General features: G+C 53.5%; 15 protein-coding genes. 10 read left to right on the top strand and 5 right to left on the bottom strand.

Going from position 1 to position 19233, the window contains the following annotated elements:
• Positions 1–5: 5 nt before the first annotated feature.
• Together rsmH and BQ8005_RS12570 are read right to left on the bottom strand one after the other, a co-directional pair.
• A complete protein-coding gene (rsmH, locus tag BQ8005_RS12575; protein WP_075319193.1) occupies positions 6–920 on the bottom strand; it encodes a 16S rRNA (cytosine(1402)-N(4))-methyltransferase RsmH in 915 nt (304 codons plus the stop codon).
• A gap of 563 nt (positions 921–1483) precedes the next feature.
• Positions 1484–1987 (bottom strand): RNA polymerase sigma factor, encoded by a 504-nt coding sequence (locus tag BQ8005_RS12570; RefSeq protein WP_075318303.1) that lies wholly within the window; start codon positions 1985–1987, stop codon positions 1484–1486.
• Between the two features lie 232 nt (positions 1988–2219).
• Between BQ8005_RS12570 and BQ8005_RS12565 the strand changes: the two genes are divergently transcribed.
• Positions 2220–3041 (top strand): lyso-glycine lipid O-acyltransferase GlsA, encoded by an 822-nt coding sequence (locus BQ8005_RS12565; protein ID WP_021848812.1) that lies wholly within the window; start codon positions 2220–2222, stop codon positions 3039–3041.
• Positions 3042–3074: 33 nt separating this feature from the next.
• A complete protein-coding gene (locus tag BQ8005_RS12560) occupies positions 3075–4043 on the top strand; it encodes a glycine N(alpha)-acyltransferase GlsB (protein ID WP_021848811.1) in 969 nt (322 codons plus the stop codon).
• Positions 4044–4057: 14 nt separating this feature from the next.
• Here the strand turns inward: BQ8005_RS12560 and BQ8005_RS12555 are convergent, their stop codons facing one another.
• Positions 4058–5386 (bottom strand): deoxyguanosinetriphosphate triphosphohydrolase, encoded by a 1329-nt coding sequence (locus BQ8005_RS12555; RefSeq protein ID WP_075318302.1) that lies wholly within the window; start codon positions 5384–5386, stop codon positions 4058–4060.
• 145 nt (positions 5387–5531) lie between these two features.
• On the opposite strand from BQ8005_RS12555, the gene dut reads away from it, so the two are divergent.
• The 4 genes from dut to BQ8005_RS12535 are packed head-to-tail and all read left to right on the top strand — an operon-like array spanning position 5532 to position 9659.
• Positions 5532–5963, top strand: a complete 432-nt coding sequence (gene dut / locus BQ8005_RS12550) for a dUTP diphosphatase (RefSeq protein ID WP_075319191.1) — start codon at positions 5532–5534, stop codon at positions 5961–5963.
• Between the two features lie 33 nt (positions 5964–5996).
• Complete coding sequence (locus BQ8005_RS12545) at positions 5997–7805, top strand: tetratricopeptide repeat protein (protein ID WP_075318301.1); 1809 nt, start codon at positions 5997–5999, stop codon at positions 7803–7805.
• Entirely contained in the window at positions 7789–8373 is a 585-nt protein-coding gene (locus BQ8005_RS12540) for a lipoprotein insertase outer membrane protein LolB1 (protein ID WP_075318300.1), read from the top strand. The genes BQ8005_RS12545 and BQ8005_RS12540 overlap by 17 nt, the downstream gene beginning before the upstream one ends.
• On the top strand, positions 8370–9659 hold the full coding sequence (locus BQ8005_RS12535) for a murein hydrolase activator EnvC family protein (RefSeq protein ID WP_075318299.1): 1290 nt from the start codon (positions 8370–8372) through the stop codon (positions 9657–9659). Before BQ8005_RS12540 ends, BQ8005_RS12535 begins: the two co-directional genes overlap by 4 nt.
• Position 9660: 1 nt before the next feature.
• On the opposite strand, the gene BQ8005_RS12530 is transcribed toward BQ8005_RS12535, so the two are convergent.
• Positions 9661–10731, bottom strand: coding sequence for a M20 family metallo-hydrolase (locus tag BQ8005_RS12530; protein WP_075318298.1), 1071 nt, complete (start codon positions 10729–10731; stop codon positions 9661–9663).
• Positions 10732–10891: 160 nt separating this feature from the next.
• On the opposite strand from BQ8005_RS12530, the gene BQ8005_RS12525 reads away from it, so the two are divergent.
• The 4 genes from BQ8005_RS12525 (at position 10892) to BQ8005_RS12505 (ending at position 16158) form a co-directional block, all read left to right on the top strand.
• Positions 10892–12697 carry an AMP-dependent synthetase/ligase gene (locus tag BQ8005_RS12525; protein WP_075318297.1) on the top strand — a complete coding sequence of 602 codons (1806 nt, stop codon included), beginning with the start codon at positions 10892–10894 and terminating at the stop codon, positions 12695–12697.
• Between the two features lie 262 nt (positions 12698–12959).
• The gene (locus tag BQ8005_RS12515) at positions 12960–13853 is read left to right on the top strand and encodes a DUF6261 family protein (protein WP_075318295.1); all 894 of its coding nucleotides are present in this window, start codon (positions 12960–12962) and stop codon (positions 13851–13853) included.
• Positions 13854–14921: a hypothetical protein gene (locus BQ8005_RS12510; RefSeq protein WP_159436252.1), complete on the top strand. Its 1068-nt coding sequence runs from the start codon at positions 13854–13856 to the stop codon at positions 14919–14921.
• A 25-nt stretch (positions 14922–14946) separates the two neighbouring features.
• The gene (locus tag BQ8005_RS12505; RefSeq protein WP_075318293.1) at positions 14947–16158 is read left to right on the top strand and encodes an acyloxyacyl hydrolase; all 1212 of its coding nucleotides are present in this window, start codon (positions 14947–14949) and stop codon (positions 16156–16158) included.
• Positions 16159–16245: 87 nt separating this feature from the next.
• Here the strand turns inward: BQ8005_RS12505 and BQ8005_RS12500 are convergent, their stop codons facing one another.
• A complete protein-coding gene (locus tag BQ8005_RS12500) occupies positions 16246–19173 on the bottom strand; it encodes a M16 family metallopeptidase (protein ID WP_075318292.1) in 2928 nt (975 codons plus the stop codon).
• Between the last annotated feature and the right edge of the window lie 60 nt (positions 19174–19233).

Genomic DNA, 19233 nt, shown 5'->3' with positions numbered 1-19233 from the left:
TTATTTCATCGTTTTTCTGCTATTCTCAGTTTGGCGCTGCGCGAACGGGGGTTGCGGGCTATCTCCTCGGCGTCGGGCACGATAACCTTGTTGTTCACCAGTCGGAAAGGCGCCTGCACGTTGCCGTAGAAGTCCTGCTCGGCGCGGCCCTCTACGTTGCCCGTCTTCATGATATTCTTCACCATGCGGTCTTCCAGCGAGTGGTAGGTGATGACGACCAGACGACCGCCCGGCCGCAACGCCTCGGTAGCGGCGCGGAGCATTTCCTTCAAGGCCTCCATCTCCTGATTCACCTCGATGCGCAAGGCTTGGAATACCTTGGCCAGTTCCTTCTTCTCGCGTTCGCGGCCGAAGAGGGGCTTGACGATGTCCAGAAAGTCGCCGATAGTGACGATTTTCTGCACGGTGCGTGCCTTCGCCAGCAGGGAAGCCAGCTTGCGGCTGTTCTTCAGCTCGCCGTAGAGGTAGAAGATGTCAGCCAGGCGCTCCTCGTCGTAGGTATTCACCACGTCGGCCGCCGTCAGGCTGGCACGCTTGTTCATGCGCATGTCCAGCTGGCCGTCGAAGCGAAAGGAGAAGCCTCGTTCGCTGTCGTCGAAGTGATGGGACGACACGCCCAGGTCGGCCAGAATGGCGTCCACACGGTCGACGCCGTAGTAGCGCAGGAAGTTGTGCAGGTAGCGGAAGTTGCTGCGCACGAAGGTGAAGTGCGGGTCGTCCACGATGTTACGTTCGGCATCCTCGTCCTGGTCGAAGCTCAGCAACCGCCCGCCATCGCCCAGCCGGGAGAGGATTTCGCGCGAGTGTCCGCCGCCACCGAAGGTCACGTCAACGTACGTGCCGTCCGGGCGGATGTCCATGCCGTCCACACTGGGTTTCAGCAGCACGGGGATGTGGTATGTCGTTTCTTTTTCAGCCATTTGCACCTTAATTATATAAACGGCTGTAAAAGTACGCATTTCTCCACAATTACGGGCAAGGATTTCGCTAAAATCCATAAACAAGTTTTCAACAGCTTTAAATCCTTTGTTTGCAGACGTTTCCGCCGACTTGTGCGAACGATACTTTAAGTGAACGAGGGGGGGCAACTTTCGGGATTTTCTACCCGTCCACCGCAGTTGTCGGCCTGACAATCGGGATTTTCCGCCCGTCCACCACGGTTTTTGGCCGACTTTCGGGATTTTCGGCCCGTCTACCGCGGTTGCCGGCTTGAAAATCGGGATTTTTGCCCCGTTTACCACGGTTTTCAGGCGACTTTCAGGATATTCGGCCCATCTACCGCGGTTGTCGGCTTGAAAATCGGGATTTTCTACCCATCGACCACGGTTTTTGGCCTGACAATCGGGATTTTCCGCCTGCCGACCTGAAGAAAAGAGCCGACTTCGAAGCGAAGCCGGCCCTTTTCTTTGCACAACTAAAAATATACACAGCCTTTTCTCACGAAAAACGCTTGTCCTTTCATATATATAGAGATTGGGGAGTATCAGACGAAGTCCTTCAGTTCGCGTTGCAGCCGCTGGCGCGTGAAGAAGATGCGGCTCTTCACCGTACCCAAGGGGAGGTCGAGCTTCTCGGCAATCTCACGGTACTTGAAGCCCGCCACGTGCATGGAGAATGGGATGCGGTATTCCTTGGGGAGGGCGTTGACGATGCGGTGCATCTCTTTCAGGTCGTAGGCCGTCTCGGTGCTTTCCACGTAACTCTCGCTGGGCGTGTTCAGGTGATACTGGTTTTCCGTCTGGTCGACGAACGTCTGGTCACGCATCATCTTGCGGTAGTTGTTGATAAAGATATTGCGCATGATGGTATAAACCCATCCTTTAAAATTCGTTTCAGGTGTATATTTATCTTCATTGTCGAGTGCTTTCAAGGAAGTCTCCTGAAGGAGGTCGTTTGCGTCTTCGCGGTCTGCGGTAAGCTTGTAGGCAAAGCGGAGCAGATCGTCTTGAATCCCCACCAAAGCCTTTGTAAATGTTACACTGTTCATACTATACGTGCGTGTTAAATGATTAATTGTCGTACTTTTGTTCCGACGATGCAATGATACGGACTCTTTACGCATTCGGTCACCCGAAATCCGATAAACTTAGGGGGAAAATCTGTTTATTGATAGATTTTGGGTGTATTTTGTCAGTTTTCAGGTGTATTTTCTGTCAAAGTCTTGCACGAAATTAAAAAGAAGCGTTAATTTTGCGCAGTTATTTTATCCGGATTCAAGAATGGCAGATGACTCTTTGTTTTTAATAGACATTGACAGGATCCTTCGGGAAAAAGCTCCGAAGCAATCAAAGTACGTGCCCCGTTTCGTCGTTTCGTACCTGAAGCACATCGTCCATCAAGACGAACTGAACGTCTTCCTGCGCGAATCGAAAGACAAGGTCGGAGTCGACTTTCTGGAAGCATGCCTGGAGTTTCTCGATGCCAAGATCGAAGTAAAAGGCCGCGAGAACCTGCCGGACGACCGCTTGTGCACGTTTGTCTCCAACCATCCGTTGGGCGGACAGGACGGCATCTCCCTGGGCTACATACTGGGCCGACACTATGACGGCAAGGTGAAGTATCTGGTGAACGACCTGCTGATGAACCTTCACGGACTGGCTCCCCTCTGCATTCCCATCAACAAGACCGGCCGCCAGGCCAAAGACTTCCCTAAACTGGTAGAAGCCGGTTTTGCGTCAGACAATCAGCTCATCATGTTCCCCGCCGGCCTTTGTTCCCGCCGTCAGAAAGGCGGAGTGATAGCCGATCTGGATTGGAAAAAGGCATTCATCGTAAAAAGCGTAGAACATCAGCGCGACGTCGTCCCCATACACTTCGAGGGACGCAACTCCAACTTTTTCTACAACTTGGCAAACCTGTGCAAGTTCCTGGGAATCAAGTTCAACATCGCCATGTTGTATCTAGCCGACGAAATGCTGAAAAACCGACACAAGACCTTTACCGTAACCATCGGGAAACCCATTCCCTGGCAAACGTTCGACAAGTCGAAGACACCCGCGCAATGGGCACAGTATGTAAAGGATATCGTATATAAGTTGTAAGGACACAGAGTTTATAGAAAAATAGGTATGAGTATGGAAGAGATTATAGCACCGGTAGACAAAGAACTGCTGAAAGCGGAGCTGACGGAAGAAAGGCGCTTACGGATGACAAACCGCAGCCATAATCAGATATACATCGTTACGGCACATGAAGCCCCAAACACGATGAGAGAAATCGGCAGATTACGAGAAATTGCTTTCCGAGCTGCCGGTGGTGGAACCGGCATGTCGATGGACATAGACGAATACGACACCATGGAAAATCCCTACAAGCAATTGATCGTATGGAACCCCGAAGCCGAGGAAATCCTGGGTGGATACCGCTACCTGCTGGGAACAGACGTTCGGTTCGACGAACAGGGAGCCCCAATTTTGGCTACTTCACACATGTTCCACTTCTCCGAACAATTCTTGAAAGAATACTTGCCTACCACCATTGAGCTAGGCCGTTCATTCGTCACTTTGGAATACCAATCCACACGTACAGACAGCAAAGGTCTTTTCGCACTGGACAACTTGTGGGATGGTTTAGGTGCACTGACGGTCGTCATGCCCAATGTAAAGTATTTCTTCGGCAAAGTAACTATGTACCCCAGTTATCATCGTTTGGGTCGCGACATGATTCTCTACTTCCTGCATAAGCATTTTGGCGATAAGGAAGGGTTAGTTGTTCCGATGGAACCATTGAAATTAGAAGCAGATGAAAACGACTTGGCTGCATTATTCTGCAAAGACTCATTCAAAGAAGACTACAAAATATTAAATGCTGAAATCAGAAAATTTGGTTACAACATCCCCCCGTTAGTCAATGCCTACATGAGCCTAAGTCCCACAATGCGCATGTTCGGTACCGCTATCAATTATGAATTCGGCAATGTAGAAGAAACAGGCATCCTGATTGCTGTCGATGAAATTTTAGCTGAAAAACGTATTCGCCACATCCAATCGTTTGTAGAAAACGAACAAGATGTGAACCGTTTCGTGTTCAACAAGAAGGCCTGAAAAGGCACGGAACATCAGCTAATTTCCGGCAAACTGTTCCCGTTTATTTTCCGATAAAGATCAAGGGCAAAGACATCCGTCATGCCCGAAATATAATCCAATACCGCCTGTATTCTTTCGTAGAATACGGGCGATTTTATGTTATATTGGCTGGATACCCGGTTGATAAGCAATTTGGAATATGTTTTTTCAGGCGAACAAACAGCATCAGTCATCAATTCCAGCAGCGTACCGATAATACGAAAACCTGCTAATTCAATATCGAGTACATCGCGCGAGCAATATATTTTCTCAAACGATATTTCAGAGCAAAGATGATAAGCAGAAGCAGGAAGAGGACTAATATGTTTAATCAGTGTACCCTCAAACTTACCCGCCAATATCTGCTTTTCGTTATCCAAAAAAGCTTGGGTACATTCACGTATCAACAAACCGATGACACTGGAACGCAGATAGGCAATCTGTTCGTTGACATCACTTACGATCTTCAGCGTCTGTTCCATATGCGCCTTACGTTCATCGTCAAAATAAGAAAGAAGCAAACTTTTCGTTCCGTCTGTAGTCAATATTTTCAATTTATGCGCATCCTCAATATCCATCATCTGATAACAGATATCGTCAGCCGCCTCTACCAAGTAAACCAATGGATGACGAGCATATCTCAGCGGATGTTCATTCAACTTTATCATGCCCAGTTCCTCAGCAATACGACGGAAACTTCCCTCTTCACTGATGAAAAAACCGAATTTAGATTTCTTTCCCGCCAAACTCGATGAAAAGGGATATTTTACAATGCTGGCCAAAGTCGAATAGGTCAGTACAAAACCACCTGGACGTCTTCCTTCAAACTGATGAGTTAGAAGACGGAAAGCATTGGCATTCCCTTCAAAATGAGTAAAGTCCTCCCACTGCGCCTCTGTCAGTTCACCTTTTAAAATAAGTCCTTTTCCTTCGGAGAAAAAAGTAGAAATAGCCCGTTCCCCTGAATGCCCAAACGGCGGATTGCCTAAATCATGAGCCAAACAAGCGGCTGAAACAATAGAACCTATTTCTGGAAGAAAACTCTGCTGTAAATCTGGTTCCTTAGCCAAGATCCCTTTAGCAACATCGTTCCCCAATGAACGTCCCACACATGATACTTCCAAGCTATGCGTCAATCGATTGTGCACAAAAATACTGCCCGGTAAAGGAAAAACCTGCGTTTTGTTCTGCAAGCGACGAAAAGGGGCTGAGAAGACCAGGCGATCATAGTCGCGTTGAAACTCTGAACGATTCTCGTGACGTTCCTGATGAAATTCTTCCAATCCGAAACGCTTGGCTGACAAAAGGGTATTCCAATTCATCTTAGATTTTTATAAGTTTGACGTTTGAGAAAACAAGAATGCAGTTACTTATATTTAACTGCAAATGTATGACTATTTGCTTCAAAATCCGTACTTTTGCCCATTAAAATAAGTATATAAAATTAGTTAGACGATACCGAATATGCTGAAAGTACAGATTATCAACCGTTCAAAGCATCCGCTTCCAGCCTATGCCACCGAACTGTCGGCAGGCATGGATTTACGTGCCAACCTGTCCGAACCGATGACTCTCGCACCCATGCAACGCTGTCTGATACCTACTGGACTGTACATTGCCCTTCCTCCTGGCTTTGAAGCACAAGTACGCCCTCGCAGCGGATTAGCTCTAAAGAAAGGAATAACGGTGCTCAACTCCCCCGGCACGATAGATGCTGATTATCGAGGAGAAATATGTGTCATCCTGATCAATCTGTCAGCCGAACCATTTGTTATTGAGGACGGAGAACGCATTGCACAGATGGTTATAGCCCGTCATGAGCAAGCCATTTGGAAAGAAGTAGAAGTATTGGATGAAACACAACGCGGTGCTGGTGGTTTCGGACATACAGGTATGTAGAAATCTGTAAATAAAAAACGAATAAATCGAATAATGAGATACAAACTGAACAATTGGCTGGGAACAATTCTTGCGATATGCCTATTGATGTCATGCGGAATGGTTCGTGAAGGAAACAGAACAAAGATTTCCGCGAATACAACAACAATAGTCACGGCAGATACTTTGGCTCCAGCCCTCCAACGCAAATATAACTATTTTTTTCTGGAAGCAGTACGGATGAAAACGCAGCAGAAATATGATGCCGCCTTCGACCTATTACAACATTGTCTACGTATCCGTCCCAATGCTCCTTCAGCACTGTTCGAATTATCGCAGTTTTACATGGCCTTGAAACAGGAAGAACAAGCGGTAATTTCACTGGAAAAAGCAGTGTATTACGCTCCAGATAATTATTGGTATGCACAAGGATTAGTCAATCTCTATCTGCAACAACAGAACACAGAGAAAGCCACTGTATTATTGGAGGACATGACAATACGCTTTCCTGACAAACTAGATCCTATTTACAATCTGCTGGATATCTATAACCGCCAACAACAGTACGACAAAGTGCTGGTACTACTTAACCGACTGGAAGAAAAGCTTGGTAAAAGCGAACAAATCAGTATGGAAAAGTTCCGTATCTACCTGCAACAAGACGATCGTAAAAATGCATTCCGCGAAATAGAGAGTTTAGTGAGTGAATACCCTAATGATCTTCGCTATCAAGTAGTATTAGGAGACGTCTATTTGGACAACAACAAAACAGAAGAAGCCTATACTCTTTATCAAAAAGTACTGACCGAAGAACCAGACAATGCGATGGCTCTCTATTCAATGGCTTCTTATTATGAGAAAACCGGACAAAAAGAACTTTATAACCAACAGCTTGATACCATCTTGCTGAACAAGAAAGTAGAACCAGCCACCAAACTGGAAGTTATGCGCCGACTAATTGTACAGAACGAACAAGCTGGCCAAGACAGTACTCGTATCATAACCTTGTTCGACCGTATCATGGAACAGGAATCTGATGATGCCAACATGCCAATGCTATACGCACAATACCTTCTGTCAAAAGGCATGAACAAACAATCTATTCCTGTACTCAACAAAGTACTCGACATCGATCCGACCAATACGGCAGCTCGTATGACGCTACTGGGCGAAGCTGTTCGTAGCGAGGATTATCAGGAAATCATCCGTTTATGTGAAGCTGGAGTTGAAGCCAACCCTGATATGTTGGAATTCTATTTTTACCTGGCTATCGCCTACAACCAAGCCGAACGAACAGACGATGCACTTGCTATTTGTCAAAAAGCATTAACACACGTCACTAAAGATAGTAAAAAAGAAGTTGTATCCGACTTTTATGCCATCATTGGCGACGCCTGGCATACAAAAGACAAGAATGAAGAGGCCTACGCCGCTTACGATTCAGCCTTGGTCTATAACCCCAATAACATAGGAGCATTGAACAACTATGCTTACTATCTTTCCTTGGAACGCAAGAATCTGGACAAAGCAGAAGAAATGAGCTATAAAACGGTGAAAGCCGAACCACAAAATGCGACCTATCTGGATACATACGCCTGGATTCTGTTCGAAAAAGAGAATTATGTACAAGCCCGCCTGTATATCGACCAAGCCATGAAGAGTGATGAAGAAAAAAGCGCCGAAGTAGTAGAACATTGCGGCGACATTTATTACATGGTAAACGAAGTAGAACAAGCTGTGAAATATTGGCAGCAGGCACTCGATATGGGCAGCGATTCGGAAACACTGAAACAGAAGATAAAGCAACGAAAATACATCCGCGAACCCGAAAAAAGACTGAATAAAAATGAATATAAAGAATAAATTCCGTACGCGGCCATTTATGCCGCTATTGTGTCTGATGGCTTTGCTGATAGGCTTAGCCGGTTGTAAGACTTCCCGTCAAGCAGGGAGTAAAAGCAACGAAACCGGCTATCTTTCGTCCAAAGTGACTTTGACCGTGCCTACCAAGGATGCTGTTCTGACAGTTAACGGCACCATGAAACTAAAAAACGGTGAACGGATGCAACTTTCCTTCCTCATGCCGATATTGCGTTCCGAAGTGGCGCGCATTGACATCACGCCCGACGAAGTAATTCTGGTAGACCGCATGGGCAAACGCTACGTGCAGGCCTCACGTCAGGAACTGAAAGGCATGCTTCCCAAGAAAGCGACTTTCCAACACTTGGAAAAGTTACTTTATGCGGCTTCACGTCCCGGTGGAAAGAATACGTTGACCGGTAGTGAACTGGGCATTCCTTCGCTGGAGAAAGGAAAAATAGAGTTGACAGACTTTTCCACCAAACCTTTTAACCTGACCCCGACACAACTTTCCTCCCGCTATCAAAAGGTGGAACTTCATGAACTACTTGAAATGTTGATGAGCCTATGAAACGGTTCTTGTGTGCGTTAGCTGGATGCCTTTGTCTGCTGCTGCCTCTGATGGCTCAGTCGAACAAGCTCATCAAAGAGCTGGAAAGTAAGCGCGGCGCTTTGCAGAAACAGATTGCCGAATCGGAAAGCCTGTTGCAAACCACAACCAAGAATGTAGGTAGCCAGCTGAAAGGACTAGCCGCCCTGACGGGGCAGATCGAGGAACGCAAACGCTACATTCTGGCCATCAACAGCGACATGGATGCCATCGATCGCGAACTGGTCTCGCTGGAACGGCAACTCAATCAGCTACAGAAAGAATTAAAAGATAAAAAAACAAAATATGCGGCTTCGGTCAACTACCTCTACCGCAACCATACGATTCAGGACAAGCTGCTGTTCATTTTCTCCGCACAGACCCTGGAGCAGACCTACCGGCGCTTGCGCTACGTCCGCGAGTATGCTTCCTACCAGCGCATGCAGGGCGAAGAAATCCAAAAGAAACAGAAACAAATCAACGACAAGCGCGCCGAGCTGACCGAAGCCCGCAAGGCCAAGGAAAACCTTCTGAAAGAGCGCGAGAACGAGAAAACAACGCTCGAACGGCAGGAAAAAGAACAAAAAGCCCTGGTAGACAGCCTACGCAAGAAGCAGCGCAGCCTACAGAGCGAAATCAACAAGAAACGCAAGGAAGCCAACCAACTGAATGCCCGCATCGACCGCCTGATTGCCGAAGAAATAGAAAAAGCACGCAAACGTGCCGAAGAAGAGGCGCGGCGCGAAGCGGCTGCCCGCAAGAAAGCAGAAAAAACAGAAAGTCCGTCGGCCACCAAACCGAAAGCCAAGCCGCTGGAGGCATACACGATGAACAAAGCCGACCGCGAACTCTCCGGCAGCTTCGCCAGCAACCGCGGAAAACTTCCTGTGCCTGTCACGGGTCCTTACATCATCACCAGCCACTACGGCGAATACACCGTGCCCGGTCTGCGGGGGGTGAAGCTCGACAACAAAGGTATCGATATCCAGGCCAAACCGGGAGCCCAGGCACGTGCCGTGTTCAACGGCAAGGTAGCCGCCGTGTTCCAGCTGAACGGACTGTTCAACATCCTCGTACGCCACGGCGCCTATATTTCCGTCTACTGCAACCTGTCTACAGCCTCGGTGAAGGCGGACGACACGGTGAAGACAGGGCAGACGCTCGGCACCATCTTCTCCGACGGAGCAGACGGCGGGCGCACCGTCCTCCACTTCCAGCTACGGCGGGAAAAGGAGAAACTCAACCCCGAACCGTGGCTCAACCGCTGATTCAGAGTTCCGCCCCGTCCAGCAGTTCCAGATACAGACCGATAGCCTCTTCTATCTCGCGGACAAAGATGAATTCGTCCGCCGTGTGCGAGCGCGAGCTCTTGCCGGGCCCCATCTTCATGGAGGGGAAGGGCATCAGCGCCTGGTCGGACAGCGTGGGCGAACCGAAGAGCGTGCGGCCCAGCGCCACGGCACGACGCACCAGCGGATGCTCGGGCGGTACGTGCGACGAGCCCAGACGGAACGAACGGGCCTGCGGCTGACAGTGAATATGCTTCTTGATTTCTTCGAACAGTTCTTCGTTGGTATAGCACTCGTTGCTGCGAATGTCTACGACGAACGTGCAGCGGTCGGGGACGACGTTGTGCTGCGTACCGGCGTTGACCATCGTCACGCTCATCTTCACCGGGCCCAGCAGGGGCGAAACGCGCTCGAACCGATAGTCGCGGAACCAGGCGATGTCTTCCAATACCTTATAGATGGCATTATCGCCCTCGTCGCGGGCGGCGTGGCCGGAACGACCGGTAGCGGTGACATCGAGCACCATCAACCCCTTCTCGGCGATGGCAGGCTGCATTTCCGTAGGCTCACCCACAAGGGCGAAGTTGACAGGCGGCAGCTGGGGCAAGACGCTCTCGATGCCTTCGCGGCCGGACACTTCTTCTTCGCACGAAGCCAGATAAATGAGATTGTATTTTTGCGTTGTACGACTCAGCGTGAGGAACGCTTGCAGGAGGCTGACCACGCTGGCACCCGCGTCGTTGCTCCCCAGACCGTAGAGCTTGCCGTTGGGTTCGAGGCGGGGAGTAAAGGGATCTTTGCGCCAGCCCTGCACGGGCTTCACGGTATCGATGTGAGAATTGAGCAGCAGTGTGGGCCGCTTCAGGTCGAAACCGGGGCCGAGGCACCAGACGTTGTTGCCTTTGCGGCCGGTCTGCATGCCTTGCTGTTCGATGTATTGCTGCAGGCAGTCGGCGGCACGAGCTTCGTCGCGGCTGACGGATGGAATACTGATCAGCGACTTGAGCAGGCCGACGGCCTCGGAGGTCAGAGTGGGAATGTCGTAGGTCATGTCTTCTGTTATTAGTTTTTTTTTGCGAATGCAAACTTACGGATAAAATCGGATAAACTTGCAGGAACAAAGGAAGGAAATGTTACATTTTTTTGCAATTTATGAATTAGTTTCAGATAAAACTAATACCTTTGCAGCATATTAACCAATTCACTCAGTCATGGCTTATCATCATTTATCTGTCATGATCCATCGTCAGGCAGAGAAGTATGGAGACAAAGTGGCCCTGAAATACAGGGACTATGAAACGGCACAATGGATTCCGGTGACGTGGGAACAATTCTCCCAGCGCATACGCCGTGCCGCCAACGCAATGGTGGCGCTGGGCATCGGCGAGCAGGAGAATGTCGGCATCTTCTCGCAGAACAAGCCCGAATGCCTGTACGTCGACTTTGCGGCGTTCGCCAACCGCGCGGTGACCATTCCGCTGTATGCCACCAGTTCGCCGACACAGGCACAGTACATCATCAACGACGCGCAGATACGCTTCCTCTTCGTGGGCGAACAGTTCCAGTACGACGCCGCCTTCCGCGTCATCGGGCTGTGCCAGTCGCTGCAACGGCTCATCATCTTCGACCGCAACGTGGTGCGCGACGCGCGCGACACGACCTCCCTTTACTTCGACGAGTTCATGCGACTGGGTGAAGGCCTGCCGCACAACGAGGTGGTGGAGGAACGCACGGCGAAGGCGTCGCCCGACGACCTGGCCAACATCCTCTACACGTCCGGCACGACGGGCGAACCGAAGGGGGTGATGCTCCACCACGCAAACTACCTTGAGGCCTTCCGCACGCACCACATCCGCCTGCCGCAGGTAACGGACCAGGACGTGTCGATGTGCTTCCTGCCGCTGACGCACGTCTTCGAGCGCGGCTGGACGTATGTCTGCCTGGAGCGCGGCGTGCAAATCTGCATCAACCTGCATCCGCAGGACATACAGACGACGATCAAAGAGGTGCGCCCCACGGTGATGTGCAGCGTCCCCCGCTTCTGGGAGAAAGTGTACCAGGGCGTACAGGAACGCATCGCCCAGGAGACGGGAATCCGCCGGACGATGCTGCTCGACGCCATCCGCACGGGCCGCGAACACAACCTGCAGTACGTCCGCCTGGGCAAGACGCCGCCCCTGATGCTCCACCTGCGCTACAAGTTCTACGAGAAGACCGTCTACGCCCTGCTGAAGAAGACCATCGGCATCGAGCGCGGCACGTTCTTCCCCACGGCCGGCGCGGCGGTATCGGACGAGGTGTGCGAGTTTGTCCACTCCGTAGGCATCAACATGGTCGTCGGCTACGGCCTGACGGAGTCGACCGCCACCGTATCGTGCTTCCCCGCCACGGGATTCGTCATCGGCTCGGTGGGCGAGGTGATGCCCGACCTGGAGGTGAAGATCGGGCCGGACGACGAAATCCTGCTGCGCGGACGGACCATCACGCGCGGCTACTATAAGAAACCCGTCTCGACGGCCGAGGCCATCGACAAGGACGGATGGTTCCACACGGGCGACGCCGGACGCCTGGAGGGCCGCACGCTCTACCTGAAGGAGCGCATCAAGGACCTGTTCAAGACGTCGAACGGCAAGTACATCTCGCCGCAGGCGCTGGAGACGAAGTTCATCGTAGACCGCTACATCGACCAGGTGGCCATCATCGCCGACCAGCGCAAGTTCGTCTCCGCCCTCATCGTGCCCACCTACGACCTGCTGGAGCAGTATGCCCGCACGCAGGGCATCGCCTTCGGCAGCCGCGAGGAGCTGGTGGAGAACGAAGCCGTCCGCACCTTCTACCGCGACCGCATCGACACGCTGCAGCAGCAGTTTGCCCACTACGAGCAGGTGAAGCGCTTCACCCTCCTGCCCCAGCCCTTCAGCATGGAGCGCGGCGAGCTGACCAATACGCTGAAGCTGCGCCGCGCCGTCGTCGCCGAGAACTATCGGGAGGTTATCGACCGGATGTACGAGGAATAACGGACGACGGAAGGTGCCCCAGGAAGGCGGAAAAACGTTTCCCGACCGGGAAAAGCAGCTTTTGAAACCGAAAAACGGTTTTCCCGACCGGGAAATGCACTTTTTGAAACCGAAAAATGGTTTTCCCGACCGGGAAATGCAGCTTTTGAAACCCAAAAACGGTTTTCCCGACCAGGAAATGCAGCTTTTGAAACCGGAAAGAGGTTTTCCCGACCGGGAAACGATAAAAAACATTCTTTAAACCATTAAAAACTACAAAACTATGGGAACATACACTTTGATTAAGGACACTTCTATCAAAAACTACAACAAAGCCGAACGCCTCAACCTCCTCAAACGCTTCATGGCCCTCATGCCCGGCACGACGCAGGGCGGCGGTGGCGACGACGGCGACGGAGAAGGCGGATCGCCCCTGAGCGCAGCCACCGAAGGCGTGCCCGCGCTGAACATCAGCGCCCAGCAGGTGGAACAGATGAACACCCTCATCGACCAGATGAGCGAACTCACCATGCAGGCCACCTCGGCCGCCGAAACACCCGAAATGCAGCAGCTCGAGGCCGACCGCGACGTCGCCGCCAACTACATCGTCCGCCGCATCGCCGACTACGACCGCCTCCCCCTCGCCACCGAACGCGAAGCCGCCCGCCGACTGGAGCCCGTCGTACGTCCCTACGCCGGCATCGCCTCCCTGCCCGTCAGTCAGGAAACCGAAGTCATCCGCGGACTGGCCGCCGACCTGGCCAAGCCCGACCTGGCCGACGACGTCACCACCCTCGGCCTGGCCCCCTACATCGCCGAGATGCAGCGCCTGAACGAAGCCTACGCCCAGCTCGCCGTCCAGCGCGACAAGGAACGCTCCGCCCGCACCGGCACGCCGGACTCCAAAACCCTCGCCGCCCAGGCGCAGGACCTGCTGGACGACATGTGCGCCCTGGCCAACGCCAGCAGCCTGCTCGAGCCCTCGGACGAGGCCACGACCTTCATCCGCGAGGCCAACTACCTCTGCCACGACCTTCATCCGCGAGGCCAACTACCTCTTCGCCCAGGTGCGCACCGCCTACAAGCAGCGCTCCAAGGGCACGACGACCGCCGACGGCGACGCGGCCGACGACACGCCGGCGCCGGAAGCGTAAACCTCTGTGTGTTGATAGTTTGATTGGACTGTTGGAGATATGGGCGGAAATCCCTTTCTTTGCAGTCCAATCAAACTGCAAACAACATGAAGAAACCCGGCCTGTTCCTCCCCCTCCTCTTCGCCGCCCTCCTCGGCAGCTGCAACCCCGACGTATTCATCGACTCGTGCGCCCCCGCGACGGACCAGCTTCAGGTGCCCGCCGACGGCACGGCCGCCACCCTCCGCTTCGGCAGCGGCAACTGGTACGTGCGCGGCCTCTTCCTGAAAAAACAGGGCCTGTACGAAGAAATCCGGGGCGACATCTACGACGCCGACGGCACCCAGCTCTACTTCGACGTCCCCTTCCACTTCAGCGACCTCGGACGGGCGAAGTACGTTGCCAGCTATCCGCAGTTCTCGCTCACGCTGGAGCGTACGGCCGACCGCGAACTGCGCCTCTCGGACGCCGAAAACATCGGGCTGGAGACGTGCCGCCTCTCCCTCGGCGTGGGCAACGAGTACGAATACCGCGAAGTGGAGCTGCTCCTCGAGCCCTCGCCCCGCTACCGGCTGGACAGCATCGTCTATTCGCTGGATTCCTGGTACTTGGAGCAAGACAGTGCGAGAACAGAGCGAATGATGATCTCTCCCACCAATCTTACGGACAATCCCTGGAAATATCCGCTTCATCCCTATGACAGCTTCCGCCGAAGTTTCACCTTCAGAGGCGGCGACGAGTGGAATCCCGGCATCGACCCGTCGCAGCTCCAGATGTTCGGCACCGAGATGCCCGTCGTCCCCGTGCCGCGGCTGGGCAAATACGACCGGCCCGCGCTGCTGGGCGACGAACTCCCGCTCTCGGGCGAAACGTATGAATTCCCCTTGTCCGACGAATGGCTGGCCGTGACAGACACCGTCGTCGTCCCGCCCGGCAAGGCAGTGGAGTGCGCCGTGAAGTGCTGGTTCCATTATACGGGCATCCCCTACAAGATTTATGCCAGCTGCCCGCAGACGGGCCGCCGCCGTGTGCTCGAAGGCCGCGCCGACCTCTACGACCCGCAAGGCTATTCGCTGACAACCACCGTGCGCGACGTGAACATCCAACAGTAACCCCTTTTCCCCCGACTCCCCGACCATGAAACAGACTTTGCTCTCCAGTTTGCTGGCAGCCCTCCTGCTGCTGCCCGCGACAGGCGCCGCTCTCCACGCACAGACGGCTGCCGACACCCTCCGCCACCGCCCGACGCACGGCATCGGCATCGACCTCCGCCCCGGCTACGTCTTCCCCACCGCCGGCTTCTTCCGGGGCGACAACGCCGCCCAACGTCCCATCAACACGACCTTGGGCGTCCACCTGAAATACGCCTTCCGCTTCTCGCCCCAGTCGCGCCTGGGCCGCCTCTATCCGTCGGCCTATCAGGGCATCGGCATGGCCTGGAACACGTTCTTCAACGCCGACGAGGTGGGCACGCCCTCGGCCGTCTACGTCTTCCAGGGCGCACGCATCGCGCGGCTCGCTCCCCGCCTGACGCTGGACTACGAATGGAACTTCGGCGCCTCCTTCGGCTGGCAGAAGTATGCCCCCGACGCCAACTTCTACAACAACGTAGTCGGCTCGCGCATCAACGCCTACATCAACGCCGGTCTCTTCCTGAACTGGCAGCTGGCACCGCAGTGGAGCCTGACAGCGGGCATCGACCTGACACACTACTCCAACGGCAACTCGAACTATCCCAACGCGGGCGTCAACACCGTCGGCGCCCGTATCGGCGTGATGCGCACCTTTGGCGGTTCGCCGGCCGAGGCTTCCGCCTCCACTATTCATACCGACGAACCCTCTTCGCTGGCCGCGCGCATCAGCTACGACGTCGTCCTCTACGGCTCCACCCGCAAGCGGGGCCTCTTTCTGGACAGCGGCGCCGAGCTCATCCCCGGCTCGTTTGCCGTGGCGGGCCTCAACTTCAACCCCATGTACTGCGTCAACAAATACTTCCGCGCCGGCCTCTCGCTCGACGCCCAGTACGACGAAAGTGCCAACCTGAAGGCGCATCATGTCGAAGGCACCAGCGGCGACGGGCTGAAGTTCTACCGCCCGCCCTTCCGCGAGCAGTTTGCCGCCGGCCTCTCCCTCCGCGCCGAGCTGAACATGCCCATCTTCTCGGTAAACGTCGGCATCGGGCGCAACCTCATCCAGCAGGGCGAGGACACGCGCGGCTTCTACCAGATTCTGGCGCTGAAGGCGTTCGTCACGCACCGCCTCTTCCTCCACGTGGGCTACCAGCTTCACGACTTCAAGGACCCCAACAACCTGATGCTCGGCCTGGGCTGGCGCTTCGGAAAGTTCTGATTGGCGGTGAGCGCCGGGCATAAAAAAAGCGGTTAGCCGTCAGTCGCTATACTGACCGCTAACCGCTCACTGCCAATCACTCAAATTTTAGTATCCGAAGATATCTTCCGTCGTCAGTTCGATGACCGGACCGATTTTCTTCAGCGCTTCCATGTCGAGTTCTTTCTTGTCGCCCAGGATGCCGTAACTGTACGTGCGTCCCTTGATCCATTTCTGCTGGAAGTCGACGACATCCTGCAGCGTCATGCCCTGCACGTCGTTGAAGAGCTTGATGCGGCTGTCTACCGTCTGGCCCAGATCCTGTGCGTTGATGTAGCTCCAGATGACGCTCATCTTCGTGATGCGGTCGGTGCGCAGGCGGGCTATCATGCCTTCCTTGGCCAGCTTGAAGGCTGTTTCAGACTGCGGCATGTTGTTGATGATGTCGTTGAACGTGTTGATGGCATCGAGCATCTTGTCGTTCTGCGACGAAATCTGCGAGATGAAGTAGTAGTCCTCGTCGGCATACCCCGGCTTGTTCAGTCCGGCCCAGGCCGAGTAGGCCAGTCCGCGGCTCTCGCGCATCTCCTGGAAGACGATGGAGTTCATGCCTCCGCCGAAGTATTCGTTGTAGAGCTGGCGGGCAGGCTCGATGGCTGCGTCAAACTTCTCGCCGCGATTGGATATCTGCGACATATAGATGTTCTTGGCTTCGTAGGGAGCCAAGTAAATCTTCGTCTCGGGCGTGGCCTGCTGCTTGAAGTCTTCGCCGGCAGGTACGTCCTTCAGCGTTTCGGGGGTGCGGTGCTCCTTGTCGAGCAGGGCCACGAGTTCCTTGTCGCTGCTCGGACCGTAGTACAGGATGCGGTGCTTGTAGCTGTTCAGGCTGTGGATGCGGTCCACCAGTTCCTGCGGATTCATGCTCTTCAGTTCGGCTTCGCTCAGCAAATTTGTTGCAGGGTTCTTCGGGCCGTAGTTCACGTAGCTGATGAGGCGACCGAAGTTGGTGCCCTGGCTCAGCTTGGCGTCCTTGCGTGCCTTCAGCAGGTCGTTGGTCAGGTTGGTATAAGCTTCAGCATTCACCTGTGCGTCGGCCAGCAGCTTCTCGAACAAAGCCATGGCTGCGGGCAAGTTCTCGTTAAGACCGGAGAGGGTAACGTATGTGCGGCGGCTGCCCGGCGATACATAGAACGAGCAGGCCATGCGATAGAATTCGCTCTTCACCTGTTCGGGCGTCATGTCCGACGTGCCCAGGTATTCCAGATACTGAGCGGCGGTACCCAGCGCCTTGTCCTGATTGTTACCCATATCGAAGAGATAAATCAGCTGGAACAGATCGTTGGAAGTGTTCTGCTTGTAGAGCACGGGCACACCTTTGCCGGTGGTCAGCTGCGTCAGATCCTTGCTGTAGTCCAGGAAGACAGGCTCGATAGGTGTCACGTTCTTGGCCTCGGCCTGCAGTTCCTTCAGGAAGGCGCTAGCTGTGTCGCGATTCATCACGATAGGTGTGATTTCGGGCTTGGCAATCTTCATTTCGTTGGGGTCTTTGCCCTGACGTTTGTAGATGATGGCGTAGTTGTCGTCCTTCAGGTACTTGTTGGCGAAGTCCACGATATCCTGTTTCGTCAGCTTGGCCATGCGGTCCAATGCAGTCACTTCGTCAGCCCAGTTGCTGCCGTTGATGAACGACTGTACAAACCAGTCAGCACGGGCGCCGTTGCTTTCCAGCTGATGCAGCTGGTAAAGCTTGAAATTGTTGATGTTAGCCTCCAGCAGGCTCTCGTCGAAGTCGCCGTCGCGCAGTTTCTTCAGTTCACCCAGCAACAGATCTTTCACCTCGTCCAATGTTTGTCCGGCTTTAGGACGTCCGGCCATCATGAAGGCACTGTAGTCGCTCATGGCCATCGGATAGCAATAGGCGCTTAGCGTCTTCTGCTGTTGCATCAGATCAAGGTCAATGAGACCGGCCTGACCGTTATACAGGATTTGTGACAGAATCTGCAACGTTTCCAGCTCTTTGCTGGCCGCACCGGGGAAGCGCCAAGCCAGCGTCACGTTTTCAGCCTCAGGACCCAACACTTCACGCACCACGGGAGCCGTGATATCGCTTTCCTTAGGCAGGTTAAGCTTCGGCAGGTTGGGATTAGGCTGCATGTCGCCGAAATATTTGTCGATAGTGGCAATCATCTGGTCGGGATCAAAGTCACCGCTGAGACAGATGGCCATGTTGTTGGGCACGTACCAGGTCTTGTAGTAGTTCTTGATGTTGGTGATGGAAGGGTTCTTCAAGTCTTCCTGCGTACCCAGTACGGTCTGCGTGCCGTAGGGATGATGGGGGAAGAGGGCGGCCAGCGTCTGCTCGTACACCTTACGCGCGTCGCGGGTCAGCGACATGTTCTTTTCCTCGTACACCGTCTCCAGCTCAGTGTGGAAGCCGCGGATGACACAGTTCTTGAAGCGGTCCGCCTGAATCTTGGCCCAGTTCTCCACCTCGTTGCTGGGGATATCTTCAGTGTAGCAAGTCACATCGAAGCTGGTGTAGGCATTGGTACCGTTGGCACCGATGGCGGCCATCAGCTTGTCATATTCATTGGGGATGGCATACTTCGAAGCTTCGTACGACAGGCTGTCGATCGTATGATAGATAGCTTTACGCTCAGCCTCGTCGGTAGTCTTGCGGTAAATTTCAAAGGTCTGTTCGATCTGGTCGAGCAAAGGCTTCTCTATTTCATAATTCATCGTGCCGAAATGATTGGTTCCCTTGAACATCAGGTGTTCGAAGTAGTGAGCCAGACCGGTAGTTTCGGCAGGGTCGTTCTTACCACCTACGCGCACAGCGATGTACGTCTGGATACGCGGTTCGTCCTTGTTGACAGTCATGTACACTTTCAGGCCGTTGTCCAGCGTGTAGATGCGCGCCTGGAGCGGGTCGTTGGGAACAGTCTCGTAGCTGTACTTCGATTGCGTACAGCTGCTCAGGCCCAAGGCTGCCAAACAAAGCAGCGGCAGGCCGATTTTCTTGAGTAATGTGTTCATAAATAGACTTATTAGAATGATAACTGCAAAGTTATTCGTTTTTTTCATACCTTTGCATTC

This window comes from Bacteroides togonis (genome assembly GCF_900130135.1).
Lineage (GTDB): Bacteria > Bacteroidota > Bacteroidia > Bacteroidales > Bacteroidaceae > Bacteroides > Bacteroides pullorum.
Note: the sequence above shows the minus strand (reverse complement) of the source record. Positions and strands in the feature narration are given on the sequence as shown.